At 61.9% G+C, this 19,279-nt stretch carries 19 protein-coding genes; 10 read left to right on the top strand and 9 right to left on the bottom strand.

Going from position 1 to position 19,279, the window contains the following annotated elements; genetic code table 11:
- Positions 1–7 precede the first annotated feature (7 nt).
- The 8 genes from rodA (at position 8) to C4J87_RS22495 (ending at position 7,584) form a co-directional block, all read left to right on the top strand.
- Positions 8–1,111: a rod shape-determining protein RodA gene (gene rodA, locus C4J87_RS22530; protein ID WP_065952056.1), complete on the top strand. Its 1,104-nt coding sequence runs from the start codon at positions 8–10 to the stop codon at positions 1,109–1,111.
- Between the two features lie 17 nt (positions 1,112–1,128).
- Entirely contained in the window at positions 1,129–2,139 is a 1,011-nt protein-coding gene (mltB, locus tag C4J87_RS22525) for a lytic murein transglycosylase B (RefSeq protein ID WP_124368478.1), read from the top strand.
- Positions 2,139–3,143, top strand: a complete 1,005-nt coding sequence (locus C4J87_RS22520; RefSeq protein WP_124368477.1) for a septal ring lytic transglycosylase RlpA family protein — start codon at positions 2,139–2,141, stop codon at positions 3,141–3,143. Before mltB ends, C4J87_RS22520 begins: the two co-directional genes overlap by 1 nt.
- 178 nt (positions 3,144–3,321) lie before the next feature.
- Positions 3,322–4,479: a D-alanyl-D-alanine carboxypeptidase family protein gene (locus C4J87_RS22515; protein ID WP_124368476.1), complete on the top strand. Its 1,158-nt coding sequence runs from the start codon at positions 3,322–3,324 to the stop codon at positions 4,477–4,479.
- Positions 4,480–4,563: 84 nt separating this feature from the next.
- Positions 4,564–4,839, top strand: coding sequence for a DUF493 domain-containing protein (locus C4J87_RS22510; RefSeq protein ID WP_048724650.1), 276 nt, complete (start codon positions 4,564–4,566; stop codon positions 4,837–4,839).
- Positions 4,839–5,486: a lipoyl(octanoyl) transferase LipB gene (gene lipB / locus C4J87_RS22505; protein ID WP_124368475.1), complete on the top strand. Its 648-nt coding sequence runs from the start codon at positions 4,839–4,841 to the stop codon at positions 5,484–5,486. Before C4J87_RS22510 ends, lipB begins: the two co-directional genes overlap by 1 nt.
- Before the next feature lie 25 nt (positions 5,487–5,511).
- On the top strand, positions 5,512–6,513 hold the full coding sequence (gene lipA / locus C4J87_RS22500) for a lipoyl synthase (protein ID WP_164484599.1): 1,002 nt from the start codon (positions 5,512–5,514) through the stop codon (positions 6,511–6,513).
- 150 nt (positions 6,514–6,663) lie between these two features.
- Positions 6,664–7,584, top strand: a complete 921-nt coding sequence (locus tag C4J87_RS22495; RefSeq protein WP_124368474.1) for an LD-carboxypeptidase — start codon at positions 6,664–6,666, stop codon at positions 7,582–7,584.
- Positions 7,585–7,712: 128 nt separating this feature from the next.
- Here the strand turns inward: C4J87_RS22495 and C4J87_RS22490 are convergent, their stop codons facing one another.
- The 5 genes from C4J87_RS22490 to leuS all read right to left on the bottom strand — a co-directional run bounded on the left by C4J87_RS22490 (position 7,713) and on the right by leuS (position 13,855).
- Positions 7,713–9,038, bottom strand: coding sequence for a lytic murein transglycosylase (locus tag C4J87_RS22490; protein ID WP_124368473.1), 1,326 nt, complete (start codon positions 9,036–9,038; stop codon positions 7,713–7,715).
- A gap of 62 nt (positions 9,039–9,100) precedes the next feature.
- Entirely contained in the window at positions 9,101–9,265 is a 165-nt protein-coding gene (arfA, locus tag C4J87_RS22485) for an alternative ribosome rescue factor ArfA (RefSeq protein WP_003176285.1), read from the bottom strand.
- A gap of 210 nt (positions 9,266–9,475) precedes the next feature.
- On the bottom strand, positions 9,476–10,513 hold the full coding sequence (gene holA / locus C4J87_RS22480) for a DNA polymerase III subunit delta (RefSeq protein ID WP_124364548.1): 1,038 nt from the start codon (positions 10,511–10,513) through the stop codon (positions 9,476–9,478).
- Positions 10,514–10,552: 39 nt separating this feature from the next.
- Positions 10,553–11,158 (bottom strand): LPS assembly lipoprotein LptE, encoded by a 606-nt coding sequence (gene lptE, locus C4J87_RS22475; protein WP_124368472.1) that lies wholly within the window; start codon positions 11,156–11,158, stop codon positions 10,553–10,555.
- Between the two features lie 90 nt (positions 11,159–11,248).
- Positions 11,249–13,855 (bottom strand): leucine--tRNA ligase, encoded by a 2,607-nt coding sequence (gene leuS / locus C4J87_RS22470; RefSeq protein ID WP_124368471.1) that lies wholly within the window; start codon positions 13,853–13,855, stop codon positions 11,249–11,251.
- A 261-nt stretch (positions 13,856–14,116) separates the two neighbouring features.
- On the opposite strand from leuS, the gene C4J87_RS22465 reads away from it, so the two are divergent.
- Both C4J87_RS22465 and C4J87_RS22460 read left to right on the top strand, forming a co-directional pair.
- Positions 14,117–14,434, top strand: coding sequence for a hypothetical protein (locus C4J87_RS22465; RefSeq protein ID WP_124368470.1), 318 nt, complete (start codon positions 14,117–14,119; stop codon positions 14,432–14,434).
- Between the two features lie 92 nt (positions 14,435–14,526).
- A complete protein-coding gene (locus C4J87_RS22460; protein ID WP_124368469.1) occupies positions 14,527–15,288 on the top strand; it encodes a YdcF family protein in 762 nt (253 codons plus the stop codon).
- A 121-nt stretch (positions 15,289–15,409) separates the two neighbouring features.
- Here the strand turns inward: C4J87_RS22460 and lnt are convergent, their stop codons facing one another.
- From lnt to C4J87_RS22440, 4 genes are read right to left on the bottom strand one after another with little or no spacing between them, the layout of a single operon-like run.
- On the bottom strand, positions 15,410–16,933 hold the full coding sequence (lnt, locus tag C4J87_RS22455; RefSeq protein WP_124368468.1) for an apolipoprotein N-acyltransferase: 1,524 nt from the start codon (positions 16,931–16,933) through the stop codon (positions 15,410–15,412).
- Between the two features lie 8 nt (positions 16,934–16,941).
- On the bottom strand, positions 16,942–17,781 hold the full coding sequence (locus C4J87_RS22450) for an HlyC/CorC family transporter (protein ID WP_122483878.1): 840 nt from the start codon (positions 17,779–17,781) through the stop codon (positions 16,942–16,944).
- Between the two features lie 27 nt (positions 17,782–17,808).
- Complete coding sequence (gene ybeY, locus C4J87_RS22445) at positions 17,809–18,282, bottom strand: rRNA maturation RNase YbeY (protein WP_124368467.1); 474 nt, start codon at positions 18,280–18,282, stop codon at positions 17,809–17,811.
- Entirely contained in the window at positions 18,275–19,279 is a 1,005-nt protein-coding gene (locus tag C4J87_RS22440) for a PhoH family protein (RefSeq protein WP_124368466.1), read from the bottom strand. The genes ybeY and C4J87_RS22440 overlap by 8 nt, the downstream gene beginning before the upstream one ends.

Here is a 19,279-nt window from a genome sequence, read left to right as displayed (position 1 = left end):
GGATGTGATGCGTCGCCGTGCGACGTTGCTGCAACGCATGCACATCGATGGCCCGCTGCTGGTGCTGCTGCTGATCTTGGCGGCGGGCAGCCTGTTCGTGCTGTATTCGGCCAGCGGCAAGAACTGGGACCTGCTGATCAAGCAAGCGTCTTCGTTCGGCCTGGGCCTGTTGTCGATGGTGGTGATCGCCCAACTCGAACCGCGCTTCATGGCGCGCTGGGTGCCGCTCGGTTATGTCGCCGGGGTTTTGCTGCTGGTGGTGGTGGACGTGATGGGCCACAACGCCATGGGCGCGACCCGCTGGATCAACATCCCTGGGGTGATTCGCTTCCAGCCGTCGGAATTCATGAAGATCCTCATGCCGGCCACCATCGCCTGGTACCTGTCCAAGCGCACGTTGCCGCCACAGCTCAAGCATGTGGGGATCAGCCTGGTGCTGATCGGCGTGCCGTTCATTCTGATCGTGCGCCAGCCGGACCTCGGCACCTCGTTGCTGATCCTGGCGGGCGGCGCGTTCGTGCTGTTCATGGGGGGCTTGCGCTGGCGCTGGATTCTCAGCGTGCTGGCCGCCGCCGTGCCCGTGGCCGTGGCCATGTGGTTCTTCTTTATGCACGACTACCAGAAGCAACGGATCCTGACGTTCCTCGACCCGGAGAGCGACCCACTGGGCACCGGCTGGAACATCATCCAGTCCAAGGCAGCGATCGGCTCCGGCGGCGTGTTCGGCAAGGGCTGGCTGCTGGGCACCCAGTCGCACCTGGACTTTCTGCCGGAAAGCCACACCGACTTCATTATTGCGGTGATGGGCGAAGAGTTCGGCCTGGTCGGCATTTGCGCGCTGCTGCTGATCTATTTGCTGCTGATCGGGCGCGGGCTGGTGATTACCGCGCAGGCGCAGACGCTGTTCGGCAAGTTGCTGGCCGGCAGCCTGACCATGACTTTTTTTGTTTATGTTTTCGTCAACATCGGTATGGTCAGTGGCCTGCTGCCGGTGGTAGGTGTGCCGTTGCCATTCATTAGCTACGGCGGAACTTCGCTGGTGACATTGCTGTCAGCGTTTGGGGTTTTGATGTCGATTCATACGCATCGCAAATGGATCGCACAGGTTTGAATAAGGTGAAGATGTCAATGCAAGTAATGCGCGGCTGGGCAACTCGGCATGCGTCCTGGATGGGCCTGATTGGGCTGCTGGGCGCAACGCAAGAGGTGCAGGCCGGTGACTACGATGGCTCACCTCAGGTCGCCGAATTCGTCGGTGAGATGACCCGCGACTACGGTTTCGCCGGTGAACAACTGATGGGCGTGTTTCGCGAGGCCCAGAAAAAGCGGGCGATCCTCGACGCCATCTCGCGCCCCGCCGAACGCGTGAAGCAGTGGAAGGAATATCGCCCGATGTTCCTCACCGACGCCCGCGTGGCCAGGGGCGTGGACTTCTGGCGCCAGCATGAGGCGGTATTGGCCCGCGCCGAGCAGGAATACGGTGTGCCGGCCCAGGTCATCGTCGCGATCATCGGCATTGAAACCTTCTACGGGCGCAATACCGGCAGTTACCGGGTGATCGACGCGTTGTCGACCCTGGGCTTCGATTACCCGCCCCGCGCCGAGTTCTTCCGCAAGGAGCTGCGCGAATTCCTGCTGCTGGCCCGCGAAGAACAGGTCGACCCGATGACTCTCAAGGGCTCGTATGCCGGGGCGATGGGCTTGCCGCAGTTCATGCCGAGCAGCTTTCGCGCCTACGCCGTAGATTTCGACGGCGACGGGCATATCAATATCTGGAGCAATCCCGACGATGCTATCGGCAGCGTGGCCAGCTATTTCAAGCGTCACGGCTGGGTCGGCGGTGAGCCGGTGGTCGTCCGCGCCGATGTGACGGGCGAGCGTGCCGCCGAAGGCCTGACCCAGGGTATCGACCCGGTGAAGACTGTCGGGGAGTTGCGAGCGCTGGGCTGGTCGAGTCAGAATGCGCCACGCGATGACATGCCGGTGACGGCGTTCCGCCTTGAAGGTGAAAATGGCCCGGAATACTGGATGGGCCTGAAGAATTTCTACGCAATCACGCGTTATAACCGCAGTGTGATGTACGCCATGGCCGTGCATCAGCTGTCAGACGAGCTGGTTCAAGCACGGGGCAACAAGTAATGCGGGTATCGCCGTTCAAAAAACCGCTCAAGCTGGTGGCGCTCGCCGCATTGTCCCTGCTGATCGCCAGTTGCTCCACGACGCCGAACCGAGCGCCGGCCAAGAAGGCCGGCGGCGCGGTGGTTCGCGCCCAGCCGGGCCTGGACATCAACCGTGCGCACAAAGACGGCGCGCCGTGGTGGGATGTGGATGTGTCGAAGATCCCCGATGCCACGCCCACCTTGCACTCCGGCCCCTACAAGGCCAACCCGTATACCGTGCTGGGCAAGAATTACTTCCCGCTGCAGGACTCCAAGACCTACGTGCAGTCCGGCACGGCGTCCTGGTACGGCACCAAGTTCCATGGCCAGAACACCGCCAACGGCGAAGTGTATGACCTGTACGGCATGAGCGCGGCGCACAAGACCCTGCCGCTGCCCAGCTACGTGCGCGTGACCAACCTGGACAACAACCGCACGGTGATCCTGCGGGTCAATGACCGTGGGCCGTTCTATTCGGACCGGATCATCGACTTGTCCTACGCCGCCGCGAAGAAACTCGGTTACGCCGAAATCGGTACCGCACGGGTCAAGGTCGAAGGCATCGACCCGGCGCAGTACTGGGCCCAGCGTGGCAAGCCGGCGCCGTTGATGCTCAACGAACCGCAAACCCCGCAACCACAAGTGACCGCATCGACCGGCAAGATCGAACAATGGACGCCGCCGCCCGCGCAGCATGCGCCGGATACGGTCGTCGTGCCCCGTGCCGCGCCCGGTGCCTCCACCGTGGGCGGGCAGTACCTGCAGGTGGGCGCTTTCGCCAACCCGGATGCGGCAGAACTGTTAAGGTCCAAGCTCAGCGGCATGGTCAGCGCGCCAGTGTTCATCAGCTCCATCGTGCGTAACCAGCAAACCCTGCACCGCGTGCGCATGGGGCCGATCGGCTCGCCGAGCGAGGTGGCGCAAGTGCAGAACAGCGTACGCCTGGCGAACCTGGGGCAACCCAGCGTAGTGACCGCAGAATAAGGCAATAAAGGACTGCAGGTTCAGGCGCATGCCTGGGCCCTGGTTGTTGGCTCGTTGAACAATAAAAACCCAGGGGCAAGGGGTGAGCGGGCAACCGAACACGTGACAGTCTGGAAGCGGGCTGTCTGAATAGTTTTGTCCGCGAGGGCAAGTTTCCATAAGCAATTTCGAGAGACGGATGAACATCACCACCTTAGCCAAACGTACGTGCCTGCTTATCTCGCTGATCATCACTCCGGCCGCCTGGGCGGTTGAGATGGTGCCGGCTTCCCCGCAACTGGCCGCCAAGGCCTGGGTCCTCATGGATGCCGCCAGTGGCAACGTGCTGGTCGAAAACGGCGGTGACATGCGCCTGCCGCCTGCCAGCCTGACCAAACTGATGACCGCCTACATCGCGACCCTGGAAATCCGTCGCGGCCAGATCGGCGAAAACGACCCGGTGACCGTCAGCGAAAACGCCTGGCGTACCGGTGGTTCGCGGATGTTCATCAAGGTCGGCTCGCAAGTCACCGTCAGCGACCTGCTGCACGGCATCATCATCCAGTCCGGTAACGACGCCAGCGTCGCCTTGGCCGAGCACATCGCCGGCAGCGAAGACGCGTTCGCCGACATGATGAACAAGACGGCCGGCGACCTGGGCATGACCAACAGCCACTTCATGAACCCGACCGGCCTGCCGAACCCGGAGCATTATTCGTCGGCGCACGACATGGCGATCCTGGCCCGCGCGATCATCCGTGTCGACCCGGTGCACTACGCCATCTACTCCCAGAAAGAGTTCTTCTGGAACAACATCAAGCAGCCTAACCGCAACCTGTTGCTGTGGCGCGACAAGACCGTCGATGGCCTGAAAACCGGCCACACCGACGAAGCCGGCTACTGCATGGTGTCGTCCGCCGTACGTGATGGCCAGCGCCTGATCGCCGTGGTATTCGGCACCAACAGCGAGCAGGCCCGTGCGGCCGAGACGCAAAAGCTGCTGACCTACGGCTTCCGCTTCTTCGAAACCCAGACCTTCTACCAGAAGGGTACGGAGCTGGCGACCGCGCCGGTATGGAAGGGCGCAACCTCCCAGGTCAAGGCCGGCCTGGCTGATGACCTGACCCTGACCATGCCCAAAGGCCAGCTGAAAAAGCTCGCTGCCAGCATGACCATGAACCCGCAATTGGTTGCCCCAATCGCCAAGGGCGACGTGATCGGTAAAGTCGAAGTCAAACTGGACGACAAGGTGGTGCACAGCGCCGACCTGATCGCACTGGATGCCGTCGACGAAGGTGGTATCTTCCGCCGCGTGTGGGATAGCATCCGTCTATTCTTCTACGGCTTGTTCAACTGATTGTGTGCACCTGCAAAGCCCCGCGTTGATCCGACGCGGGGCTTTGCCGTCGCCACGGCTTACCGCTTACGAGGCCGTTACGCCATGACCGATACCGAAGTAAAGGCGCCAAAGATCGAATTCCCGGTGGTGGACTACCCCATCAAGATAATCAGCGATACCGGTGTAGGCCGCAAAGACTTGATCCTCGAGATTGTGCGCAAGCACGCGACGATCAATGATCAGCGTGTGGACGAACGATCCAGCTCCACAGGCAAATACACCACGATCCAATTGCACATCGTTGCAATCGGTCAAGACCAGCTCTACGACATCAACAGCGAACTGCGGGCCACCGGCTTCGTGCACATGGTGTTGTGATGCCACAGGTCCTGGGCTTTCGCGAGCTCGGCCGGATGGCCTACGAGCCGGTCTGGCACGCCATGCAACGCTTCACCAACGAGCGCGGCAGCTCGGCTGCGGATGAAATCTGGCTGGTCGAACACCCGCCGGTATTTACCCAGGGCCAGGCCGGCAAGGCCGAGCACCTGCTGCTTCCGGGTGATATTCCGGTGGTGCAGGTCGACCGAGGGGGTCAAGTGACTTACCATGGGCCTGGCCAACTGGTCGCTTATCTGTTGCTGGATGTGCGCAAGCTGGGGTTTGGCGTGCGTGACCTGGTAAGCCGCATGGAAGCTTGCCTGATCGAGCTGTTGGCCAGTTACGGCGTGACCGCTGCGGCCAAGCCTGATGCACCGGGTGTGTATGTGGATGGCGCGAAAATCGCTTCCCTGGGATTGCGCATTCGTCACGGGTGTTCCTTTCATGGCCTGGCCCTGAATGTGGACATGGACCTGGCCCCGTTCCGGCGCATCAACCCGTGCGGCTACGCGGGGCTTGCGATGACCCAGTTGAGCGACCATGCAACACCCATAGAATTTGCCGAGGTAAGTGCCCGGCTGCGCGCGCAGCTCGTCAAACACCTCGACTATGCTGAGCAGACGACCCTGACGGGCGGAATCGATTGATATGACTACTGATGTTGTGCAAACCATGATCCCGACGCTGGACGTTACCGAGCGTCCAGCCCCGGCCCCGCGTGCCAAGGTGGAAGCCGGCGTCAAGCTGCGCGGCGCCGAGAAGGTTGCACGCATCCCGGTCAAGATCATCCCGACCACCGAACTGCCGAAAAAGCCTGACTGGATTCGCGTGCGCATCCCGGTCTCGCCGGAAGTCGACCGTATCAAGGCCCTGCTGCGCAAACACAAGTTGCACAGCGTGTGCGAAGAGGCGTCTTGCCCGAACCTGGGCGAATGCTTCTCCGGCGGCACCGCCACCTTCATGATCATGGGTGACATCTGCACCCGTCGTTGCCCGTTCTGCGACGTGGGCCACGGCCGTCCGAAACCCCTGGACGTCAACGAGCCGGAAAGCCTGGCTATCGCCATCGCCGACTTGAAACTCAAATATGTGGTGATCACCTCGGTCGACCGTGACGACTTGCGCGACGGCGGTGCCCAGCACTTTGCCGATTGCATCCGCGAAATCCGCAAACTGTCGCCAAACGTCATGCTTGAAACCCTGGTGCCCGACTACCGTGGCCGCATGGATGTGGCGCTGCAAATCACCGCCGCCGAGCCGCCGGATGTGTTCAACCACAACCTGGAAACCGTTCCGCGCCTGTACAAGGCCGCGCGTCCGGGTTCGGATTACCAGTGGTCGCTGACCCTGCTGCAGAAGTTCAAGCAGATGATGCCGCACATTCCGACCAAATCCGGCTTGATGCTGGGCCTGGGCGAAACCGACGAAGAAGTCATCGAAGTCATGAAGCGCATGCGCGAGCACGACATCGATATGCTGACCCTGGGCCAGTACCTGCAACCGTCCCGTAGCCACTTGCCGGTGCAGCGTTTCGTGCACCCGGATACCTTCGCCTGGTTCGCCGAGGAAGGGTACAAGATGGGCTTCAAAAACGTGGCCTCGGGCCCGTTGGTACGCTCTTCGTACCACGCCGACGAGCAGGCCAAGCTGGTCAAGGCGAGCCTGGTGTCGTAACACCGAACTATGTAACGCCGCAGGTCCAATGTGGGAGGGGGCTTGCCCCCGATGCGGTACATCAGTCGATCCTTTATTGGCTGTCACACCGCCATCGGGGGCGAGCTCCCTCCCATATTTCGTTATGCGTCATATTAAGGAGAATTGTGCATGACCGCCGCCGTACCCGCCCTGCGCCCCGAAGGCACCATCGGCCTGATCGCTCCCGCCGGCCCTGCCGCGCTGGACGTTGAAAAAGCCGGGCAATGGATGCGCGCCCGTGGCTACGAACTGCGCATTTTCCCAGGTGTGTATGAGCGCGACGGCTACTTGGCCGGCAGTGATCAAGTGCGTCTCAACGACCTGCATGCGGCCTTCGCCGACCCCGAAATCGACGCCATTTTCTGCCTGCGCGGCGGCTACGGCACGCCACGCCTGCTCGACGCGCTGGACTTCGACCTGTTACGTGCCAACCCCAAACCGTTCGTGGGTTACAGCGATATCACCGCCCTGCACCTGGCGATCAACCGCTATGCGGGCTTCGTCACCTTCCACGGACCAATGCTCAATGCCGACTTGCTCGGTGGCAAGCAACCCCCCACCGAATCATCGCTGTTCAGCCTGCTGCGCGGCCAGCTTGGCGCCGGCAGCCTGCTGACGCACCCGGTGGCCTACCCCTTGACCACCATTGAGCCTGGCGTCGCCTGCGGGCGCTTGTTGGGCGGCAACCTCTCGATGATCGCGGCGGTGATGGGTACCGCTTACGACATTGACGCTGAAGGCATCATTCTGTTTATCGAGGACATCAACGAGCCGCTCTATCGCATCGACCGCTTGCTGACGCACCTGCGCCTGGCAGGCAAACTCGACCAGGTGGCGGGGGTGTTGGTGGGGGATGTGGCCGGTGTGGATCAGGTGGGGCTGGAAAGACTGTTGAAACAGACTTTCGAGCCGCTGTGCATTCCGGTGCTGTCCGGCTGGCGCAGCGGGCATTGTGATCCGAACCTGACGTTGCCGATGGGGGCTTTGGTGCGTTTGGATGCGGGGGAGCAGCGGGTGGTGTTGGAGCAGGATGTCGTGTTTAGCCGCTGAGTTTTCGGCGCCTGCTAAACCGCATCGGGGGCAAGCCCCCTCCCACAATTGGACCTGTACACCCTTTGGAATGCAGTCAAATGTGGGAGGGGGCTTGCCCCCGATTGCGGTAGTTGCCTTAAGCAGATCTAGCGATCTTGCAGTGACTCCAACAATTTCACCGTCGGATACCCATCCGCCGGCCAGCCCAGCGCTTGCTGCGCCGCTCGAATCGCCTTGCGTGTGTTGGCGCCAATGATCCCGTCGGCATTGCCCGCGTCGTAGCCCTTGGCGCTGAGCGCCGTCTGCAGGTCGATGCGTTGCGAGCGGCTCAGCGGTAGCTCATCCTTCGGCCAGCTCCCGCGAATCACGCCACCGCCGCCAAATCGCTCCGACAGCAGGCCAACGGCCAGCGCATAGGACGACGAGTTGTTGTATTTCAGGATCGCACGGAAGTTATCCAGTACCAGGAACGCCGGGCCACGGTAGCCGGCCGGCAACAGCAGGGCGGCGGACAGTTGGTCGACATTGGCTGGCAGGCTTGCGCCAGGCGGCAGCTGGATGCCCAGTTGCAGCCATTCGGCGACGGTCTTGCGGATGCCACCATCGGCCAGGGAGTAGTCGAAGCCCGTTGGCAGTGGCTGCACCTCAACGCCCCACGGCTGGCCTTTTTGCCAGCCGGAGCTTTGCAGGTAATGGGCAGTGGACGCGAGGGCGTCACCGGGGCTGTTCCAGATATCGCGGCGGCCGTCGCCGTCGAAATCCACGGCATGGGTGTTGTAGGTGGTGGGGATGAATTGGGTCTGGCCCATTGCGCCGGCCCAGGAACCTTTCATCTGGTCGGCCGCAATATCGCCGTGCTGGATGATCTGCAGCGCCGCCAGCAGTTGCGCCTGTGCGAACGCCGGGCGACGGCCCTCATAAGCCAGGGTCGCGAGGGAGCGGATCACCGAGTTATTGCCCTGGAACTGGCCGAAGTTGCTTTCCATGCCCCACACCGAGACCAGTGCCTGGCGATCGACGCCATACCGCTCTTCGATGCGCTGCAGGATATCGGCGTACTTGACCAGTAACGCCTGGCCATTACGCACGCGCAGCGGCGACAGCGCGCCGTCGAGGTATTCCCACACCGGGCGGGAAAACTCCGGCTGGCTGCGGTCGGCGCGAATCACCGCCATGTCCGGGCTGACCCCGGCGAAGGCATTATCGAAGACGTCGGCCGTGATTCCGGCTTGCAGGGCCTGCGCACGGAAACCGGCCTGCCATTCGGCGAAGGTCTGGGTCGGTTGGATGTTCAGGTTGTCTACCGCCAACGGCGCAACGACGGCAGGCGCGACGGCCGGTACGGTCTTGAGCGTGGGCAGGGGTTGAGCATCCGCGGCGGTGGGTTTTTCCGCGCAGGCGACAAGCAGAATGAGGCTGGAGGCAGCGATCAATTGGCGAAGGTGCCAACGACGGGAAAGACTAGAGGGCATGCACAGGTCCAGGGGGTTACAAATCCAGTGCAGACCTTATCATGCCAGAGGGGCGCTTGCCTTCAGGCAGCCAGAAAGTAAGAAGCCTCCCAGCTATTAGACTGGAAGGCTTCGCGGCGGTAGCTGCCTTTGCCCTTGCCGGCGCGTTCCTGACGGCTGCGGAACAGTGGCTGGGCGATGATGGATTTGGCCTTGTTCGGGCCATGCTTGGATGGCTTTTTGCTCATGATCTTTCTCTCGTTCGGGTGGGTGGAGCGGCGAAAATAATCTGCCTATATTGCGGCGCTGTAAAGCCTGAGAATTGTAAACACAAACAAAATGTGGGAGGGGGCTTGCTCCCGATGGCGGAGTGTCAGTCACCAGATTTATCGACTGTTACATCGCTATCGGGGGCAAGCCCCCACCCACATTGTTCCGCGGTGTTGCTGATAGATGGGTTACTCGGCAGGCAACGCCAGGCGCTGGCCGGCCATCAACAGTGACAAACGGCTCAGGCTCATCCACGGCGAGCCGGCCGCCTGGCCTTTGATCTGTGCATCGATGCGCTGCGCTTCCAGCAACAGTTGCGCCCAGCGTTGCGCCGAGTGCCGTTGCAGGGCCTTGCTCATCAGGGGTTTGCGCTTGTCCCACACCGGCGGTCGGGCTTGGCTGAAGCATTTGTCCAGGGGTGTGCCCTGGCTGTATTGCAAAGCGATGTTAGCCAGCACCCGCAGTTCCCGGGCCAGGGCCCAGAGAATCACCGGCGGTTCCACACCCTCGCCGCGCAGCCCTTCGAGCATGCGCAGGGCGTGGGCCGGTTCACCGTTGAGGATCGCGTCCACCAGCCCGAAGACATCGAACCGCGCACTGTCAGCCACCGCGCCTTGCACGGTTTCGACGGTGATCTGCCCATCTTCCGCCATCAGCTTGAGCTTTTCGATCTCCTGGGCGGCGGCCAGCAGGTTGCCCTCGACCCTGGCGGCGATCAGCTCGACGGCGTCTTGCGTGGCCGACAGGCCGGACTGTGACAGGCGTTGGCGAATCCATTGCGGCAGCTGGCTGCTGTCCACCGGCCAGATCTGGATGAACTGGGTCTGCGGGCCTTCCACCAGCGCCTTGCCCCATTTGGTTTTCTGCGCACTGCCGTCGAGCTTGGGCAGGCTGACCAGCAGCACCGTGTCTTCAGCAGGGCGCGCGCAATATTCCATCAACGCCGCCGCGCCCTTATCGCCCGGCTTGCCCGAGGGCAGGCGCAGTTCCAGCAGGCGTTTTTCGGCAAACAGCGACATGCTCGCGCCTGCCTGCAGCAGCGTGCCCCAGTCGAAACTGGCATCGGCGCTGAACACCTGGCGTTCATCGAAACCTTGCTGGCGCGCCGCCGTGCGAATGGCGTCGGCCGCTTCCTGGCACAGCAACGGGTCATCGCCGCTGACAATATAGACAGGCGCGAGGCCACCTTGCAGGTGTTTGGCGAGTTGGGCTGGGGCGAGTTTCATAGGCAGGGTGAACGGGGCGCCATGAGCGCCCCGTTTGGCTTACTCGACAGGGACTTCAACAGGCGACTGTTTCGGCGTGTTGTCTTCATACTCCTGCGCGGCTTTCAGGGCATCGGCGTCAGCCTTGGCCTTGTTGTCGGCGATTTGCTGCAGCTCCGCGAGTTTTTCCGGGGTCAGCAGTTGCAGGCGAGTCATCATGCGCTGGACCAGCTCACGACGCATTTCCTTGCGCACCTGAAGGGTCTCGGAGTCTGAGCCCACCAGGTTGTTGCCGTCGTGGCTCACGACTTTCTGCACCTGGACCTTGTCACCCATCAGCGGCAAGTGATCGCGGCCCTGTACTTCGAAGTTGACGGTGGTGGTCAACTCGACATCCGACGCGCGGCCCGCACTGGCGTAGCTGATGTTGCGCTGGGTTTCGCGCTCATCGACCAGGTCCAGTTTGTAGGTGGCGCCGGTATAGACGCGCACACCGCTGTTTTCCAGGGCCTGGCGCAGCTGAATCACGGTCTCGCCGTAGGCATTGCGTGCGCTGACGTCGAGTTCCTTGAGCGACAATTCGTTGGTGCCGGTGCCGCGCAGCTGGAAGCCGCACGCGCTCAACAGAACGGCCAGGCCCATTACCAGCAGATTGCGTTTGATCATGTTTGTTGCTCCCCTTGAAACCAGGCGGGCCGTATCGAGGCCCTGAAGGTTTAGTTCGGCGCAGGGCTCAAGCCCTGCGCCCGATCCGATTTAGCTGGCGACGATATTGACCAGTTTTCCGGGCACTACGATCACTTTGCGGATCGTCAGGCCTTCGGTAAAGCGCAGCACGTTCTCGTTGCAGCGTGCAGCCGCTTCGACTTCTTCACGACTGGCGCTGGCCGGCATGTCGATCTGGCCGCGCAGTTTGCCGTTGACCTGAATCACCAGTTGCAGCGTGTCCTGTACCAGCGCGCTGTCATCCTGCACCGGCCAGCGGGCGTCGATGACGGCACCGCTGTGGCCCAGGCGGTTCCACAACTCGTGGCTGATATGTGGGGTGATCGGCGCCAGCAGCAGGGTAACCGTTTCCAGGCCCTCGTGGATCAATGCGCGATCCTGTGCCGTGGCCTGCGGGGCTTTTTCCAGCACGTTCATCAGCGTCATCACCTGGGCGATGGCGGTGTTGAACTTGTGGTTCTGCCCTACGTCCTGGCTGGCCTGGCGGATAGCCAGGTGGGTGCTGCGGCGAATGGCCTTCTGCTCATCGTTCAGGGCGGCGACGTCCAGCTTGCCCGGCAAGCCCTGGCTGACGTGGGCATGGGCCAGGCGCCAGACGCGCTTGAGGAAGCGGTGCGAGCCTTCGACGCCGGAATCGGACCATTCGGCGCTCATGTCGGGCGGCGAGGCGAACATCATGAACAGGCGGCAGGTGTCGGCGCCGAACTGATCGATCATCGATTGTGGGTCGACGCCGTTGTTCTTCGACTTGGCCATCTTCTCGGTGCCGCCGATTTCCACCGGCAGGCCGTCGGACTTGAGCTTGGCGCTGATGACCTTGGCTTTGTTGTCACGCTCGAGCTCGACGTCCGCCGGGTTGAACCAGGTGTAGGCGCCATTGGCTTCGCGGCGATAGTAGGTCTCGGCGATTACCATGCCCTGGGTCAGCAGGTTCTTGAACGGCTCGTCGGAGCTGACCAGGCCTTCGTCACGCATCAGCTTGTGGAAGAAGCGCGCGTAGAGCAGGTGCAGGATGGCGTGTTCGATGCCACCGATGTACTGGTCCACCGGCAACCAATGGTCGGCTGCGGATTTCTCGACCAGGCCACCTTCATAGTGCGGCGAAGCGTAACGGGCGTAATACCACGAGGACTCGACGAAGGTGTCCATGGTGTCGGTTTCACGCTTGGCCGGCGCGCCGCATTTTGGGCAGCTGCATTCGTAGAACTGCGGCATGCGTGCCAGAGGCGAACCGGCGCCGTCCGGGACGACGTCTTCGGGCAGGACGACCGGCAACTGGTCTTCCGGGACCGGCACGTCACCGCAGCTTTCGCAGTGGATGATCGGGATCGGGCAGCCCCAGTAGCGCTGGCGGCTGATGCCCCAGTCGCGCAGGCGGAACTGGGTGCGCGAGGCGCCGAGGTTTTTCTTGATCAGCGCGACTTCGATCGCATCGAACGCGCCTTGGAAGTCCAGGCCGTCAAATTCGCCGGAGTTGATCAGGGTACCGTGCTCGCCGTAGGCGTCTTGCCACGGGGCCGGGTTGGTCTCGCCCGCGCTGGTGCGCACCACGGACTTGATCGGCAGGTTGTATTTGGTAGCGAATTCGAAATCGCGCTCGTCGTGAGCCGGCACCGCCATGACCGCGCCGTCGCCGTAGTGCATCAGCACGTAGTTGGCGACCCAGACCGGCAGCTTCTCGCCAGTCAATGGGTGCTCGACGAACAGCCCGGTCGGCAGGCCTTTCTTCTCCTGGGTCGCGACATCGGCTTCAGCCACGCTGCCACCTTTGCATTCGGCGATGAACGCCTGCAGCTCAGGGGTGTTCTGTGCGGCCTGGGTGGCCAGCGGGTGTTCAGCGGCCACGGCGACGTAAGTTGCGCCCATCAGGGTGTCGGGGCGGGTGGTGAACACCTTGAGTGCGCCGGCTTCGCCGATCGAGTCGACGTTGTACGGGAACTGCACTTCCATGCCCTTGGATTTGCCGATCCAGTTGCGCTGCATGGTCTTGACCTGCTCGGGCCAGCCCGGCAAGTCGTCGAGGCTCGACAGGAGTTCATCCGCATAGGCGGTGATCTTGAAGTAGTACATCGGGATTTCGCGCTTTTCGATCAGCGCGCCGGAGCGCCAGCCGCGGCCGTCGATCACCTGTTCGTTGGCCAGCACGGTCTGGTCGACCGGGTCCCAGTTCACGGTGCCGCTCTTTTTGTAGATCACGCCTTTTTCGAACAGGCGCGTGAACAGCCATTGTTCCCAGCGATAGTAGTCCGGCTTGCAGGTGGTCACTTCGCGGGACCAGTCCACGGCCAGGCCCAGGCTGCGCAGCTGGGTCTTCATGTAGGCGATGTTTTCGTAGGTCCACTTGGCGGGGGCTACGTTGTTTTTCATCGCGGCGTTTTCCGCCGGCATGCCGAAAGCGTCCCAACCCATGGGTTGCAGGACGTTCTTGCCGAGCATGCGCTGGTAGCGGGAAATCACGTCGCCGATGGTGTAGTTACGCACGTGCCCCATGTGTAGCTTGCCGCTGGGGTAAGGGAACATCGATAGGCAATAGAACGTCTCCTTGCCTGGCTGTTCGCTGACTTCAAAGGACTTTTGCTCGTCCCAGAAGGTTTGTGCGGCATTTTCTATTTCACGGGGCTGATATTGTTCGTGCATGGCTACTTTTGAACTGAATAAGGGTGGCCTATTCCTCTTCGGTACAGTGTCCGGGTTGTTCGACACCAGAAAGCGGCGCGTCCATGCCCAAACCCTGCGGGAAGTGGAGTTACAGGAAGCGCCGTAGCATACATGACCCCACTCTATCGAGGGAAACCCTGATTGCGCAGGCAGGGCCGTCTGTCGCGGCATCGGGCAGGCGCAGCCACGGGGGCTACGCTGTTTATTGGGGAGCATGTATTTCTTCAATGAGGTGAGGGGATGGCTGAATCGCAGCGAACTTTAACGAAACCGCAATTATATGAAGGATTGATCGACCGTTTGGGTCGGGCATTGGATGCCGCAAGAACCGCAGGCCGATTGCGTGGTGAACGGCCTCTGGAGCTGGAGTTGCAAGGCCTGAGCCAGGCAGAGCTTGACCTGATCGAGAACTATCTGGCGTTGCACCACCAACGCGCCTCTGATGGGCAGGCCTCCCCGCCAGTCCAGGCGCCTTCCCATTCGGCCAAGGTGATTTGGCTGAAGGACCTGCCGGCCGGCTGCGGCCCGGAACGTTTCCGATCCGTACGGTGTAAGTAACCCGCGTTATCCGTCATTTTGCAAAATGTGCTGGTAAGGATTGTTGCCGAACCCCGTTGCATCTAGGCTTCGGGCATCTTTGGAGATGCCCGATGCCTTTTCGTTATTTCATCAAACAATTGTTGCTGCCGCCCGGTATTTTCTTGCTGTTGCTGGCGCTTGCCTGGTGGTTTCGCCGCAGTCGACCGCGCCTGGCGGGGTGTTGCTTTGCCTTGGGATTGGGCGGGATGTGGCTGATCAGCCTGCCGGTAATGGTGCAGTGGGGCGCGCACGCGTTGGAGACAGCGCCGCCTTTGGCCCGGGAAGACTGGGCAAGCCTGGCCCAGCGTGCCGATGCGATTGTGGTGCTGGGTTCCGGGCGCGAGCGCGGCGACATTGCCTGGGGCACTGACCAACCCACCGGCATCGGCCTGGAGCGTGAGCGTTATGCGGCGCGGCTGGCCAAGGCGTCCGGGTTGCCGCTGCTGACCACCGGTGGCCTGCATTACGGCACGCCGCCCAGCGAGGCGCAGTTGATGGCGGTGTCAATGCAGGATGACTTCGGCGTGACGGTGCGTTGGAAAGAAGAGCGTAGCCGCACCACCTGGGAAAACGCCCAGATGAGCGCCGAGATCCTGTTGCCTCAAGGCATCAAGCGGGTGGTGGTAGTGACCCAGGCCTGGCACATGCCGCGTTCGGTGTGGAGTTTTGAAAAGGCCGGCTTTACCGTGGTACCCGCGCCAGTAGGGTTCCTGGGCGTGGATAACGCGCGTCCACTGGGCGGCTGGATGCCGGAGGTCAAGGCGGTATGGCAGAGCGGGCAGTTGATCAATGAGGCGGTGGGGCAGGTGGGGTATCGGTTGTTCTACAAGTAGCACCGCAGGCCCAGTGTGGGAGGGGGCTTGCTCCCGATTGCGGTGTATCAGTATCAAATGTACTGACTGACACACTGCTATCGGGAGCAAGCCCCCTCCCACATTGGTTATGTGTCGGCTGTCAGACGGTTTTGGCCATTCGACCCGCCAGCAGCGCCCAGCCGAACAACAGCACGCACACAATGATCAACGGCCACGACCGCCATTGCAGGTACGGCGTGAGGTTGTGCATTGGCACCACTTCACCGTAAAGAATGCCGCGCTCGAATTGCGGGATCTGTGCGGTGATCTGCCCAAACGGGTTGATCAGGCCGGTCACGCCGTTGTTGGTGGCGCGGATCATCCAGCGGCCGGCTTCCAGCGCGCGCATCTGCGCCATCTGCAGGTGCTGCAGCGGGCCGATGGAGCGGCCGAACCAGGTGTCATTGCTGATGGTCAGCAGCAGGTCGCTCTGGGCCGACAGGCCGGCGGCAAACTCCGGGTACACCACTTCATAGCAGATGAACGGCGCAATCTGATAACCCTTGGCCTGAAGCATCGCCTGGTCGGAAGGGCCGCGGGCGAAGTCCGACATGGGCAGGTCGAAGAAGGCGATCAACCCGCGCAACATGTCCTGCAACGGCACGTATTCACCAAAGGGCACCAGCTTTTGCTTGAGGTAGGTGCCATCACCTTCGCCGACCACGGTGATGCCATTGAAGTAGCGCTTCTCATGGCGTACTTCCTGGCGAATCGGTACCCCGGTGATCAGCGCGGTATTACGCTCGGCGGCGAACTTGCCCATCATGCCCAGGTAGCCTTCGACCGACTCCTTGAGCACCGGAACGGCGGTTTCCGGCCATACCAGCAGGTCAACGCGCCTGGAGCTCAAACTCATGTCGCGGTACAGCGCCAGCTGCGCATTGAGCTGCTCGGGGTCCCACTTCATGCTTTGTTCGACGTTGCCCTGGATGGCGGCCACGCTCAAAGGCGGGCCGGAGGGCGAGGTCCAGGCATGGTGCTTGAGCGCCAGGCCAATGGCCCATGGCGCAACGAGCAGCACCAGGCCGGCGGCGATGAAGCTGTTGCGCTTGCTCGCCAACAGGCGCGGCAGGTTGCACAAAAGGGCTGCCGTCAGCGCCAGGGCGAACGAAATCAGCCACATCCCGCCCAAGGGCGCAAGGCCGGTCAGCGGGCCGTCGAGTTGACTGTAGCCGGAGTACAACCACGGAAAACCGGTGAGGAACCAGCCACGAAAGGCTTCCTGGCCGACCCACAACGCCGCGAAGGTCAGCGCATCGGCCAGGGGCGCTTCATTGCGGCGCAGCCAGCGCGCCCACAGCCAGGCGGGCAGGGCGAAGAACCAGGCGATGGCGGCGGTGAACAGCAGCATCAGGAAACCCGCCAGCAGCACCGAAGCGCCGCCGAAGTGGTGGATGCTGTAGTAGATCCAACTGGTGCCGGCGCCAAACAGGCCGAAACCGAAACACCAGCCGCGCCCCAGGGCGTGGCGGGGTGTCAGCTCGCGCAGGCCGATATAGAACACACCGACCGCCACCAGCGCCAGCGGCCAGATATCAAACGGCGCCAGCGCCAGGGTGGTGATGGCGCCGGCCACCACGGCCAGCAGATTACCGGGCCAGCCGGGTGCGATCAGACGGCGCATTTCAGTCCTTAACGGGCAATAGGAGTCAAACGGATCAAGTGGATCCGGCGGCTGTCGGCATTCAGGATGCGGAAGCGATAGGCGCCGATCTCGGTGGTTTCGTTACGCTTGGGCAGGTGCCCGAACGCACTCATCACCAGGCCGCCGACGGTGTCGAACTCATCGTCGGAGAATTCGCTGTCGAAGAACTCGTTGAAGTTCTCGATGGGCGTCAATGCCTTGATCAGGAAGTCACCGCTGGGCAGTGGCTTGATGTAGCTGTCTTCTTCAACGTCGTGCTCGTCTTCGATGTCGCCGACGATCTGCTCCAGCACGTCCTCGATGGTCACAAGGCCCGCCACGCCACCGTATTCGTCGATCACGATGGCCATGTGATTGTGGTTGGCGCGAAATTCGCGCAGCAGCACATTCAGGCGCTTGGACTCAGGCACGAAGGTGGCCGGGCGCAGCAGGTCCTTGATGTTGAAGTTGTCGCCATTCTCCTTGAGGATCAGCGGCAACAGGTCCTTGGCCAACAGGACGCCCATGACGTCGTCATGGCTTTCACCGATAACCGGGTAGCGCGAGTGCGCCGAGTCGATCACGGCCGGGAGGAATTCGCGCGGGGTCTGGGTCGCCCTGATGCTGATCATCTGCGAGCGCGGCACCATGATGTCGCGTACTTGCAGGTCAGCCACCTGGATGGCGCCTTCGACGATGGCCAGCGCTTCGCTGTCCAGCAACTTGTTCTGATGGGCCTCGCGCAGCAGCTCCAGCAGCTCCTGGCGGTTTTTCGGCTCGTGGGCAAAAGCCTGGGTCAGTTTACCCAGCCATGACTTTTGCCCGTTGCTCGATCGGTCTTCGCTCATAGCGATTACTCTAAATCCTTGATTGTTTCAGTTGAGTGTCGATTGGTTTTCGTCGTCGGCATACGGGTCGCGATAGCCCAGTTCTGCAAGCAACGTTCGTTCCAGTGCTTCCATTTCCAGGGCTTCGTCATCGTCTATATGGTCGTAACCCAAGAGATGCAGGCAGCCGTGGATGACTAGATGGGCCCAGTGGGCCTCAAGTTCCTTTTCTTGCTCCCGCGCTTCGCGCTCGACCACCGCGACACAAATCACCAGGTCGCCCAGCAACGGGATATCCAGAAACTCGTCCGGCACATCGGCGGGAAAAGACAGCACGTTGGTCGCGTAGTCTTTCTGGCGCCAGGTGTGATTCAGCTCACGGCCTTCGGGCTCGTCCACCAGACGAATGGTCAGCTCCGAATCGGCGGTGCGCTGGCGCAGGGCCAGCTCACACCACTGACGGAACTGTGCTTCGCTGGGCGCGGCCGCTTCGGTGGCCAGTTGCAGGTCAAGCTCAAGCATCGCGGCGCACGTCCTTGGACAGGCCGTCGTCGCGGTGTTCGAAGCGCTCATAGGCCTCGACAATGCGCTGCACCAGCGGGTGGCGCACCACGTCCTTGGGCATGAAATGCGTAAAGCTGATACCTGGCACGTCCTTGAGCACTTCGATCACCTGGCCCAGGCCCGACTTGGTGCCCTTGGGCAGGTCGACCTGGGTGATGTCGCCGGTGATCACGGCCGTGGAGCCGAAACCGATACGGGTGAGGAACATCTTCATCTGCTCGACCGTGGTGTTCTGGCTCTCGTCGAGAATGATGAAGCTGTTGTTCAAGGTGCGACCGCGCATGTAGGCCAGCGGCGCGATTTCGATCACCTGGCGCTCGATCAGCTTGGCCACGTATTCAAAGCCAAGCATTTCGTAGAGCGCGTCGTAGAGCGGGCGCAGGTACGGGTCGATCTTCTGGGCCAGGTCGCCGGGCAGGAAGCCGAGCTTTTCGCCCGCCTCGACGGCCGGGCGCACCAGCAGGATGCGGCGAACCTGTTCGCGCTCCAGGGCATCCACCGCACAGGCCACGGCCAGGTAAGTCTTGCCGGTACCGGCCGGGCCGATACCGAAGTTGATATCGTTACCGAGGATTTCCTTGACGTACTTCTGCTGATTCAAGCCGCGTGGGCGAATCATGCCTTTTTTGGTACGCAGGGCCACGCTGGCTTCGGCCACCGGATTGTTGGCCAGGTCGTCCACGGCGGATTCCTGCAGGTACAGGTGCACCGTTTCCGGCGACAGCTCACTGCCCTTGGTTTCGCGGTAGAGACGGCGCAGCAGGTTTTCCGCAGACGTGGTGTGTTGAGGTTCACCAATGAGCTCGAATTGATTGCCGCGGTTGCGGATCTCGATGCTCAGGCGTTGTTCGATCAGCCGCAGGTGCTCGTCGAACTGTCCGCACAGGTTGGCGAAACGGCGAGCCTCAAACGGCTCGAGGAGAAAACGATGGGGTTCTACTGTAGGTGCGTTCAA

Source organism: Pseudomonas sp. R1-43-08 (assembly GCF_003852255.1).
Classification (GTDB): Bacteria; Pseudomonadota; Gammaproteobacteria; order Pseudomonadales; family Pseudomonadaceae; genus Aquipseudomonas.
The sequence above is the reverse complement of the archived record's forward strand: the minus strand, read 5'-3'. Positions and strand labels throughout refer to the sequence as shown.

What these genes read in the sequence shown, in the direction of transcription:
- C4J87_RS22460 (WP_124368469.1), top strand. Translation starts at nt 14,527, where the DNA reads ATGCCTTTTCGTTATTTCATCAAACAATTGTTGCTGCCGCCCGGTATT.
- C4J87_RS22520 (WP_124368477.1), top strand. Translation starts at nt 2,139, where the DNA reads ATGCGGGTATCGCCGTTCAAAAAACCGCTCAAGCTGGTGGCGCTCGCC.
- arfA (WP_003176285.1), bottom strand. Translation starts at nt 9,265, where the DNA reads ATGAGCAAAAAGCCATCCAAGCATGGCCCGAACAAGGCCAAATCCATC.
- lptE (WP_124368472.1), bottom strand. Translation starts at nt 11,158, where the DNA reads ATGATCAAACGCAATCTGCTGGTAATGGGCCTGGCCGTTCTGTTGAGC.
- leuS (WP_124368471.1), bottom strand. Translation starts at nt 13,855, where the DNA reads ATGCACGAACAATATCAGCCCCGTGAAATAGAAAATGCCGCACAAACC.
- holA (WP_124364548.1), bottom strand. Translation starts at nt 10,513, where the DNA reads ATGAAACTCGCCCCAGCCCAACTCGCCAAACACCTGCAAGGTGGCCTC.
- C4J87_RS22515 (WP_124368476.1), top strand. Translation starts at nt 3,322, where the DNA reads ATGAACATCACCACCTTAGCCAAACGTACGTGCCTGCTTATCTCGCTG.
- ybeY (WP_124368467.1), bottom strand. Translation starts at nt 18,282, where the DNA reads ATGCTTGAGCTTGACCTGCAACTGGCCACCGAAGCGGCCGCGCCCAGC.
- C4J87_RS22490 (WP_124368473.1), bottom strand. Translation starts at nt 9,038, where the DNA reads ATGCCCTCTAGTCTTTCCCGTCGTTGGCACCTTCGCCAATTGATCGCT.
- lipA (WP_164484599.1), top strand. Translation starts at nt 5,512, where the DNA reads ATGATCCCGACGCTGGACGTTACCGAGCGTCCAGCCCCGGCCCCGCGT.
- C4J87_RS22465 (WP_124368470.1), top strand. Translation starts at nt 14,117, where the DNA reads ATGGCTGAATCGCAGCGAACTTTAACGAAACCGCAATTATATGAAGGA.
- C4J87_RS22510 (WP_048724650.1), top strand. Translation starts at nt 4,564, where the DNA reads ATGACCGATACCGAAGTAAAGGCGCCAAAGATCGAATTCCCGGTGGTG.
- lipB (WP_124368475.1), top strand. Translation starts at nt 4,839, where the DNA reads ATGCCACAGGTCCTGGGCTTTCGCGAGCTCGGCCGGATGGCCTACGAG.
- mltB (WP_124368478.1), top strand. Translation starts at nt 1,129, where the DNA reads ATGCAAGTAATGCGCGGCTGGGCAACTCGGCATGCGTCCTGGATGGGC.
- lnt (WP_124368468.1), bottom strand. Translation starts at nt 16,933, where the DNA reads ATGCGCCGTCTGATCGCACCCGGCTGGCCCGGTAATCTGCTGGCCGTG.
- rodA (WP_065952056.1), top strand. Translation starts at nt 8, where the DNA reads ATGCGTCGCCGTGCGACGTTGCTGCAACGCATGCACATCGATGGCCCG.
- C4J87_RS22450 (WP_122483878.1), bottom strand. Translation starts at nt 17,781, where the DNA reads ATGAGCGAAGACCGATCGAGCAACGGGCAAAAGTCATGGCTGGGTAAA.
- C4J87_RS22495 (WP_124368474.1), top strand. Translation starts at nt 6,664, where the DNA reads ATGACCGCCGCCGTACCCGCCCTGCGCCCCGAAGGCACCATCGGCCTG.